The organism is Paenibacillus sp. NAIST15-1 (genome assembly GCF_001894745.1).
Taxonomy (GTDB): domain Bacteria; phylum Bacillota; class Bacilli; order Paenibacillales; family Paenibacillaceae; genus Paenibacillus_B; species Paenibacillus_B suaedae.
Map to the genome: position 1 here is coordinate 1 of NZ_BBYF01000037.1, position 2,412 is coordinate 2,412.

Below are 2,412 nucleotides of genomic sequence, written 5' to 3' on the forward strand. Positions count from 1 at the left end.
CGACTGGGACTACGGGCGACACTGGCGCCACGGGTGCCACTGGCGTTACCGGTGCTACTGGCGACACTGGCGCTACCGGTGCGACTGGAGCTACTGGCGTTACTGGCTCTACCGGCTCTACTGGCGTTACCGGTGCTACCGGTGCTACTGGTGCTACCGGTGCGACTGGAGCTACTGGCGTTACCGGCGTTACTGGTACCACTGGCGTTACCGGTGCTACGGGCTCGACTGGGACTACGGGCGACACTGGTGCCACGGGTGCCACTGGCGTTACCGGTGCTACGGGCTCGACTGGGACTACGGGCGCCACTGGCGTTACTGGGGCTACTGGTGTTACTGGCGTTACGGGCGCTACCGGCGTTACGGGCGCTACCGGCGTTACTGGAGTTACCGGTGTTACTGGGACGACCGGCGACACTGGCTCTACTGGCTCTACTGGCTCTACTGGCTCTACTGGCTCTACTGGTGCTACCGGTGTTACTGGGGCGACTGGCGACACTGGCTCTACTGGTGCGACTGGCGCTACTGGTTCTACTGGCGCAACTGGCACTACCGGCTCGACTGGCGCTACTGGCGTTACTGGTGCCACTGGCGCTACCGGCGTTACGGGGGCTACTGGCATTACTGGGGCGACTGGCGTTACTGGCGCGACTGGCGATACCGGAGCCACTGGAGCAACTGGTGTTACTGGGGCGACTGGCGTCACTGGTGCTACCGGCGCTACTGGCGTTACCGGTGCTACTGGTGCTACTGGCGACACCGGCGCTACTGGCGCAACCGGGGCGACTGGCGCTACTGGTGCTACTGGCGCTACTGGCGTTACTGGGGCGACTGGCGTCACTGGTGCTACCGGCGCTACTGGCGTTACCGGTGCTACCGGTGCTACTGGTGCTACTGGTGCTACGGGCGACACCGGCGCTACTGGCGCAACCGGGGCGACTGGCGCTACTGGTGCTACTGGCGCGACTGGCGCTACTGGTGCTACTGGCGCGACTGGCGTTACTGGCTCTACTGGCGTTACCGGTGCTACGGGCTCGACTGGGACTACGGGCGACACTGGCGCCACGGGTGCCACTGGCGTTACTGGGGCTACTGGTGTTACTGGCGTTACGGGGGCTACCGGCGTGACTGGCGGGACTGGCGCTACCGGGGCGCCCGGTGCGACTGGCGCTACTGGTGCAACCGGCGCTACTGGCGTTACTGGCTCTACCGGTGCTACCGGCGTGACTGGCGCTACTGGCGCAACCGGGGCGACTGGTGCGACTGGCGTTACTGGCGTTACTGGCGTTACCGGTGCTACTGGTGCTACGGGCGACACCGGCGCTACTGGCGCAACCGGGGCGACTGGCGCTACTGGTGCTACCGGTGCTACTGGTGCTACCGGCGTTACTGGTGCTACCGGCGTTACTGGTGCTACTGGCGTTACCGGAGACACAGGGGCGACCGGATCTACTGGCGTGACTGGTATTACTGGAGCTACGGGGGCTACCGGCTCTACTGGGGCGACTGGCTCTACTGGTGTTACTGGTGTTACTGGCGCTACGGGGGTTACTGGAGCTACAGGTGCTACCGGTGCTACCGGCGTTACTGGGGCTACTGGCGTTACCGGAGACACAGGGGCGACCGGCACTACTGGCACTACCGGTGCTACCGGCGTTACTGGTGCTACTGGCATTACTGGCGCTACCGGAGTGACTGGCGTTACGGGCGCTACCGGCGTTACTGGTACGACTGGTTCTACTGGTGTTACCGGCGCGACTGGCGTTACTGGCGCAACTGGCGTTACTGGTGCTACTGGCGTTACTGGTGCTACTGGCGTTACTGGTGCTACTGGTGCTACGGGCGACACTGGCGCTACCGGCGTTACGGGAGCTACCGGCGATACTGGTGCTACTGGAGTTACTGGTGCTACTGGTGCTACGGGCGTTACCGGCGTTACTGGGGCGACTGGGGCGACTGGGGCGACTGGCGTTACTGGCTCTACCGGCGCGACCGGTGCTACTGGCGTTACCGGCGCGACTGGTGCTACCGGCGCTACTGGCTCTACTGGCTCTACTGGAGCTACTGGCTCTACTGGAGCTACAGGCACTACTGGCGTTACTGGTTCTACTGGAGCGACTGGCGTTACTGGTTCTACTGGTTCTACCGGCGCTACCGGAGACACTGGTGCCACCGGCGCTACGGGTGCGACTGGCGTTACTGGTGCTACAGGCAACACCGGCGCGACTGGGGCTACCGGCGTTACTGGCTCTACTGGTACGACTGGCTCTACTGGTGCGACTGGCGCTACCGGCGCTACTGGTGCTACTGGCTTTACCGGTGCTACTGGCGACACTGGCGCTACCGGTGCAGCTGGTGTTACTGGTGTTACTGGTGTTACTGGTGTTACTGGTGTTACTGGTGTTACTGGTG

Annotated in this window: 1 protein-coding gene; it reads left to right on the forward strand. The window is 63.7% G+C overall.

Translation table 11 applies throughout. From position 1 onward, the window contains the following. The coding region (locus PBN151_RS30150; RefSeq protein ID WP_072732268.1) for a collagen-like protein at nt 1-2,412 on the forward strand (2,412 nt) is incomplete at both ends.